Source organism: Ruoffia sp. FAM 20857, from assembly GCF_045528645.1.
Classification (GTDB): Bacteria; Bacillota; Bacilli; order Lactobacillales; family Aerococcaceae; genus Ruoffia; species Ruoffia halotolerans.
In genome coordinates this window covers 116,260-123,505 of the sequence record NZ_JBGQRB010000002.1, presented here as the reverse complement: position 1 = coordinate 123,505, position 7,246 = coordinate 116,260, and the positions used below count along the sequence as shown (strand labels likewise).

Sequence of the window (7,246 nt, the reverse complement as noted above, 5' to 3'; positions counted from 1 at the left end):
GCCAAGTGAATTCTCCTTTTAGTAATGTATGGTAACTTTATTATATAGGAATTCACTGGCTTTTGTGTACATACAAAAAAAGGTGTCAGTGAGATTTCTCTCACCAACACCAAAAATTCAAGAACCATTTTTTAGATGTGTTTAATGCGCATTCGAATTGAAAAGGACTGCAGATTTAATCAAAAAAATACACATTAGTACGTAAAACCGAAATATTCCGACATAAGTTATAAAATTTATTTATTCAACATATTGAAATGACTTTCATTAATATGTATAATATGTGTATTAAATCACAAAGGGGTTAAAGTATGAAGTTCGTTTGTAAGATAATGAAGTCAGTATTGATTATGGGTTTAGTATTAAGCAGTATAGTAGGTAGTTTGAACGTTAGTGCACAAGATAGCGAAACAGATGCAGAAACTGGAGCATCGGAAGTCACAGCAGACTTTACACACCCAGATGATTTAGCAGAATCATATGATGTCATAGTTATTGGTGCTGGTGGAGGAGGAATGGCTGCAGCAATTGCTGCCAAAGATGCTGGATCAAATGTGGCCATATTCGAAAAAATGCCAATATTAGGTGGAAATACTCTGAAATCATCAGCTGGAATGAATGCATCTGAATCTAAGTTCCAAGAAGCTGAAGGTATAGAAGATTCAAATGAATTGTTTTTTGAAGAGACAATGGCAGGCGGACACGATACAAACGATGAAGAGTTAGTTCATTATTTAGTAGATAATTCTGCTTCAGCAATAGAGTGGTTAGACTCTATGGGTATCAATTTAAGTAGTATTACCACTACAGGAGGTATGAGTGTACCAAGAGCTCATCGTCCTGAAGATGGATCAGCAATTGGAGGATATCTAGTGGACGGCTTACAACGAAATGTATTTGAACGTGAAATTCCAACTTTCGTAAATGCCAATGTCACTGAAATACTAGAAGAAGACGGAGTAGTCACTGGTGTCCAAGTTAATATTGAAGGTAATGAACATCAAGTGAATGCAAAAGCTGTAATTATTGCAACGGGTGGTTTTGGCGGTAACTTAGAAATGGTTACAGATAATAATCCGGATTTAGAAGGATTTGTTACGACGAATCACGAAGGAGCGACCGGAGATGGCTTAGTAATGGCCCAAGAAGTTGGCGCTCAGTTAGTAGATATGGATCAAATACAAATTCACCCAACAGTTGAGCAAGAGACATCATATTTAATTACTGAAGCAGTACGAGGTGAAGGTGCTATTTTGGTTAATAAAGAGGGCGAGAGATTTTTTAATGAATTAGATACACGTGATGCAGTGTCACAAGCAATCTTATCTCAAACAGATTCATCTGCTTACGTAATTTTCGACCAAGCACTAAGAGGGCGAGTGAAAGCCATAGATCAGTATGAATCAATGGGCTTGGTTAAAGTTGGAGATACTATTGAGGAATTAGCTACTACTATAGAATTGGATCCAGAAGTATTGAGTCAAACTCTATCGATTTGGAATGATAGTGTAGCAAACGGAACTGATGATAACTTTGGAAGAACAACGGGTATGGAGATTGCATTAGAAGAAGCGCCTTTTTACGCAATAAAAATTGCGCCAGGAATTCACCATACAATGGGCGGGGTAAAAATTAACACAAACGCTCAAGTATTAAATGAAGCTGATGAAGCAATTACTGGTTTATATGCAGCTGGTGAAGCAAGTGGTGGTGTTCACGGATCAAATCGCATTGGCGGAAATGCTATAGCTGATATAATTATCTTTGGTCGCCAAGCAGGAGAGCAGAGTGCGTTATTCGTAAACTAAAATCCGATCTATAAAACTTTAACAAGGGGGCCGACAATGATTAACTGTCAGCCCCCTTGTTTATTTGCAATTGACTCATACAAATTATTCAACTGGAACTTCTCCATATTCACTCAATGCAGTGGTAATAGCATTTCCTTCGTCATCAAAGATATATTCAGAAGCGATTTCACCAATTTCAGGGGCGTAGTAGTATCGTTGTACCTCACCCTCTGGCATAACCGATTCAATCACTAAGACATCATGATACGTTTCACCCTCAACTTCATGTTCAGCGAGAATATCCGTGACTGTAAACTCTAGTTCATCGCGGTAACCTCTTGTAAATGTGTCTCCAGCCGCTAACTCTGCTGGGAAGAATGTCGCGACTTGCTCATCTAGGGAGTCTTCGTGATAACGGAAGTCTTCGCCTTCGTACGAATTTGGGTAGTAAGCTAATTCGATGACACCATCTTCAGTCAATTGATAGACATAAGAGACAGTATTACCTGTATTGGCACGACTGACTTGGTAAATCCCGTCTTCATCAGGTTCATAATCTAAAGTTAAGGTAAAAGGCGCAAATTCCATGCCTACTCCTATGTGATCATAATAGGGATAGAATAAACCAGGTGCGTAGTTGCTAGTATCAACACTTTCAGTTGCTTCTTCAGCGGTTACTGCAGAGCTAAAGCCGGCAAATAGTACCGCAGCGAATAGAATGGACGCTAGAATACGTTTGAGTGCGTTGTTTTTCATATTTGAATCCCTCTTTCTAAAATGCGCTCGAGTTTGAAATTGCCACAATTCTTCGACACATCTCTCCTCCTTTTAATTAAATTTTACTATAAACACGTCACTATCTAAAATAATATCCATTTTAAAGAAATATTAATCCTCTCCAAGGTAAGCGCATTCATTTTGTGTTATAATAAATATATAAGACATACAGGAGGTGTGTAAAATGTTACATGAGTATCAACGCATATTAGTTGCGACAGATGGATCTGAAGGCGCTGAGTTGGCTTTGAATAAAGCCGTGGCAATTGCTGAACGGAATAATGCCAAACTATTTATTTTACATGTATTAGATACACGAGCAATCCAAGCGACATCAAGTTCGGATATTCATTTTAGGGATGCATTAAGAGACCTAGGTAACCGTGTGATGAGTGATGCGAAGGATTTAGCGACAGGGCGTGGCTTAACAGATGTTGAGACAATCCTTGAGATGGGATCTCCAAAATATGTCATTGCTGAAGATATTCCAAAACGCGAGAATATTGATTTAATCGTTATGGGTGCGAGAGGTATGGGTGCTGTAGAAAGATTCTTTATGGGATCTGTATCGGAAAATGTTATTCGTCATGCATCGTGTGACGTATTAGTAGTAAGACCAAAAGAAAGTGAATAAATTGACACATGATGTTGAGAAAGGATCTGAACAGTGTATTTAAATAGTCAATAATGCCTACTAGATCTAAAGATTTAGTAGGCATTATTTTGAATTGTAACAGCACTTATAATCGAATCAGTTGCATATTTACCTCCAATTGTATTAACCTTAAGGAATAGAGATAAAACTAAATTTTAAGGAGCTATTTATGTTTTCAATAAATGGGAAAGAATTTATATGGAAGGCGTTAATGTCTTTAATGGGTATTACCCTCATCAGTTTTGGGGCTGCATTGAGCCAAACAATGAATATGGGCTTGGATCCATTCACTGCGATTAACACAGGTGCGAGTGAGTTACTTGGCTTTACTTTGGGGAATTATCAGTTATTTGTCAATGCTGCGATTTTGGCAATTATTTTGTTTTTTGACCGGAAGATTATTGGCTGGGGGACGATTTTTAACTTAGTGCTTGTTGGTTACATGATTGAATTCTTTATCAGCATGTTAGAGTCATTCATAGACCCAACTCAGTTTGCCTTTATCGTTCAGCTTTTAATTACAGTGGTCGCGATTTTAATCTTTACTTTCGGTGTCGCTTTATATATGGACGCTGATCTTGGGGTATCACCCTATGATGCGATAGCGCCAGTCATCACTGACCGCGTTTCAGCGAGTTACAAAACTGTCAGAATGATTCAAGATATAATTGTTGTAATTACTGCGTGGATTCTTGGGGGTCCAGTTGGCGTTTCAACCTTTATCACTGGTTTCCTGGCTGGTCCGTTGATTGATTTCTTTTCCAACCGTTTCACAAGTAAACTATCCGATAAAGTCGAAGAAAAAGCATAAAAATAAGACGCCTATCTCAGGCGTCTTTTGCTTTTAAGAAAATATATCATCTGCATTTTCTTTCTCAACTTGAACCATTGTATTCATGCGTGACAATTCACTCATTGGAATTGGATGGCCTGCTTCATTTAAAGCATCGGCGAATAACTTGTAATAACGTCCCTCGACGTCAACCACATCATCAGCGTCTTTAACCCAAATCCGTATTTTATAGATGAGTCGTCCGTGTTTGTCTTTCATCAAGCCAATAAATTCCGTCGTGTCATTAATTTGATCATCGGACTCGATGACTTGACGGTAAGTGTCTTTAAGTAACTCTTCATAGGCCGCAAAGTTAATATCTGTGGGAATCAATAAATCCAAATCAATTCGGACTGCTTCGCGCGACAGATTTGACAATTCTTGAATATTTCCATTGGGTATAAAATGATGAATCCCGTTATAATCGCGAATCACCGTAGTTCGCACCCCAATACTGTAAATGCGCCCTTCATAACCGTTAATGACGATGTGATCACCCACATCAAATTGGTGTTCAATCAAGATAAACAAACCATTCACCAAATCTGAAACTAAATCCTTCGCTCCTAAACCAACCGCCACACTCGCAATCCCAGCTCCAGCAACTAAAGTTCCCACTGGAATGCCAAGTATTGAAAGTACGCTGTAACCAACGAAGAAGTAAAATGTATAAAGAACGATATTCAGCAATAGTCGTTGAATCGTATTGTTTCTTGAAAAATTATAAAACTTAAAGCGCTTTGTGTTTTCAAAGTAAGTTGTAATAATTTTCTCAACTAACACCCGTACAAGCCATAAAGCAGCGACGGTCAATACGATCCGGAAGATAGCGCTAAGTCCATCTTCTAGCAAACCTTGAAAATCAAATGAAGAAAAAATATTATTAATCGCATTTCTTAAATAAGACATTAGTCAACTCCTTTCCTTAAATGTTTATTTGTTGGGCTTGCGGGGCGTCGTGACGAGGCGCGACGTACTGCAAGTCAATTTCCGTAGCGTCGTGCTCACTCACGACGCCCTGCAAAGCCAACTTAATTATGTTTGCCTTACATTCATTATAGGTTAAATTTAATAAGCATTTCAAATTAGACGCGTAAGTAAGTGTTCACAGTGTCTCACCTCATTATTTTCAGTTTATGTTAGAATGAAAGCAAAGAGGTGAGACAAGTGAACAATCTAAATTCAATTACACGAGGTATCAGTGCTGTTATCATCATTGGAGCATTTATTGCACAAATGAATGACCTCATATCAAGGCATATCTTCACTTCACTACTACTTTTTGCTGTTTCAATCCCACAACTCTATACTGCCTGGGAAATTTATTATAAAAACGACAAAAAATGGAACCTCACTTCAATTGCGATGACCATTCTAGGAGTGTTCTGTATTATATCAGCAGTAAGTATCTATATTATTGGTTAAAAATGACCTTGCGGTTCATCGTGACTCAGCGCGATGGACCGCAAATCTGTTTCCGTGGTGTCGTGATCGCCCACGACGTACCGCAAATTCAAATGCGTAGTGTCGAGCTCACTCACGACGTACCGCAAACGAAAATACGGAGCGTCGTGCCACCACACGACGCCCCGAAAACCAAAAAACCCACCTCAAATCATCAATTTGAGGTGGATTTCATCTATTATTTAGTCGCGCGCAATAAAAAGCGCGAGCTTTCTTGATTTTCAAAGAACATATCTGCTTCTACATTCCCAAAGCCTGCTGTCTGAACTTCTTCAGCCAACTGATTCATGTCAAAGCCGTGTCCATGACCTTGTTTACCCATTTCAATCAGTAATAATCGGCCGTCTTCATTCAACTGTTCAAGTAGCGACGCTAACAATGCTTGATAATTAGGAATGTGGTGCAAGACAAGTGACATAATTATCGTATCGACTTTTTCGGGAAGTTGAATACCTTTTTCAAAATCCATCAAGCGAACCGATGCATTGTGTGCGGATTTCTCAGCAAGTTTCAACTCGACTTGTTCCAGCATTTTCTCAGACCCGTCCACAAATAACATTGAATCCACGTCCTCAAGTAATTCCAAGCCGACTAAGCCGGTTCCGCAGCCTAAGTCGACCACTTTTTCCGAGCGCTCATCATTTAGAAAAGGGCGGATGGCTTCAGTTGCGAGCTCAGCCATTTTAATATTATTTGATGAGTCGTAATGCGATGCTAGTTGGTTAAATTTGTGTATATGATTCATTCAATTCTCTCCTTAAATGCGATTAAAATTCGCTTGACTTGCTTGGGCGATAATACCAATACCGGCCATATGACCTTGACTGGCAGAGACGATGAGCTGAGAAGGACCCGTAATTTCACCAGCAGCATAGATGCCTGGGATATTTGTCTGTCCCATCATATTCGTCACAACAAAGCCAGCTTCACTCACTTCCAGATCCAGTTGCTCAATAAATGGCATCGGGTGTTTTAATTCTGTCGTAATAAAACCTCCCGTACGCTCAAGAATCTCACCACCTTCAAAATGGACACTCTCAAGTTGCCCGTCAGAACCCTTTAATTCACGAATCGTATCTTCGATAAGTCGAATGTTATTTCCCTCTAAGAGTGCTTTTTGTTCTGAATCAAAGACCACCAATCCATTAGTAGCAACAACTAAGTCATCAGTCCAGTTGGTTAATAATTATTTCAATATTAGCCTAATGCTGTTGTCTTGCGTGCACTTCTTTTAAAATGTCTCCGATAGTCTTCTGCGCCAAAACTTCCTGCATCTTAACTTCAGCCTCAGAAATCGCATTTTCAATTAAACATTCGTGATGATGCGTACTTTCATGAGTCATCGTACAATTTAACATGGCTTCCTGTCCCTCGACAGCTTGAATAATATCTAAAAATGAACATGAATCAGGTGATCCAAGTAATTGGTAGCCGCCATTAACCCCAGGTGTTGACGTAATAAGCCCGGCTTTAGATAATTTAGTCAAAATCTTAGACAAATAGCTCGGCGACAGATGTTGGCGACTAGCCAAATCCTCAACCCGAACCGCTTCACGATCCGACTCCATAGCTAAATGAACCATCGAATGCAGGGCGTAATTCGTTGCTTTTGAATATTTCATAACATGGCCTCCTTAATTAAAGACTCAATTTGTCTGGAATTAAATATAAAGGAAATAAAAAACAAAAGCAAGAAAAAAATAATAGGAACTATAAAAATAGTTCCTG

9 protein-coding genes are annotated in these 7,246 nt (G+C 39.0%); 4 read left to right on the top strand and 5 right to left on the bottom strand.

Annotation, left to right across the window (positions count from 1 at the left end):
• Positions 1–332: 332 nt before the first annotated feature.
• Entirely contained in the window at positions 333–1,808 is a 1,476-nt protein-coding gene (locus ACEN4N_RS01195; RefSeq protein ID WP_407093538.1) for a flavocytochrome c, read from the top strand.
• A gap of 84 nt (positions 1,809–1,892) precedes the next feature.
• Here ACEN4N_RS01195 and ACEN4N_RS01190 read toward each other — a convergent pair whose 3' ends face one another.
• Positions 1,893–2,546 (bottom strand): hypothetical protein, encoded by a 654-nt coding sequence (locus ACEN4N_RS01190; RefSeq protein ID WP_407089794.1) that lies wholly within the window; start codon positions 2,544–2,546, stop codon positions 1,893–1,895.
• Between the two features lie 205 nt (positions 2,547–2,751).
• On the opposite strand from ACEN4N_RS01190, the gene ACEN4N_RS01185 reads away from it, so the two are divergent.
• Both ACEN4N_RS01185 and ACEN4N_RS01180 read left to right on the top strand, forming a co-directional pair.
• Complete coding sequence (locus ACEN4N_RS01185) at positions 2,752–3,201, top strand: universal stress protein (protein ID WP_407089795.1); 450 nt, start codon at positions 2,752–2,754, stop codon at positions 3,199–3,201.
• A 190-nt stretch (positions 3,202–3,391) separates the two neighbouring features.
• Positions 3,392–4,033 (top strand): YczE/YyaS/YitT family protein, encoded by a 642-nt coding sequence (locus tag ACEN4N_RS01180; RefSeq protein WP_407089796.1) that lies wholly within the window; start codon positions 3,392–3,394, stop codon positions 4,031–4,033.
• Between the two features lie 33 nt (positions 4,034–4,066).
• Here the strand turns inward: ACEN4N_RS01180 and ACEN4N_RS01175 are convergent, their stop codons facing one another.
• On the bottom strand, positions 4,067–4,963 hold the full coding sequence (locus ACEN4N_RS01175) for a mechanosensitive ion channel family protein (protein ID WP_407093537.1): 897 nt from the start codon (positions 4,961–4,963) through the stop codon (positions 4,067–4,069).
• 258 nt (positions 4,964–5,221) lie between these two features.
• On the opposite strand from ACEN4N_RS01175, the gene ACEN4N_RS01170 reads away from it, so the two are divergent.
• Complete coding sequence (locus ACEN4N_RS01170) at positions 5,222–5,479, top strand: hypothetical protein (protein WP_138403861.1); 258 nt, start codon at positions 5,222–5,224, stop codon at positions 5,477–5,479.
• Between the two features lie 217 nt (positions 5,480–5,696).
• Here ACEN4N_RS01170 and ACEN4N_RS01165 read toward each other — a convergent pair whose 3' ends face one another.
• From ACEN4N_RS01165 to ACEN4N_RS01155, 3 genes are all read right to left on the bottom strand, one after another.
• Positions 5,697–6,263 carry a class I SAM-dependent methyltransferase gene (locus tag ACEN4N_RS01165; protein WP_407089798.1) on the bottom strand — a complete coding sequence of 189 codons (567 nt, stop codon included), beginning with the start codon at positions 6,261–6,263 and terminating at the stop codon, positions 5,697–5,699.
• A gap of 12 nt (positions 6,264–6,275) precedes the next feature.
• Positions 6,276–6,656, bottom strand: a complete 381-nt coding sequence (locus tag ACEN4N_RS01160) for an FAD-dependent oxidoreductase (RefSeq protein ID WP_407089800.1) — start codon at positions 6,654–6,656, stop codon at positions 6,276–6,278.
• 64 nt (positions 6,657–6,720) lie between these two features.
• A complete protein-coding gene (locus tag ACEN4N_RS01155; protein ID WP_407089801.1) occupies positions 6,721–7,140 on the bottom strand; it encodes an Rrf2 family transcriptional regulator in 420 nt (139 codons plus the stop codon).
• Positions 7,141–7,246 lie beyond the last annotated feature (106 nt).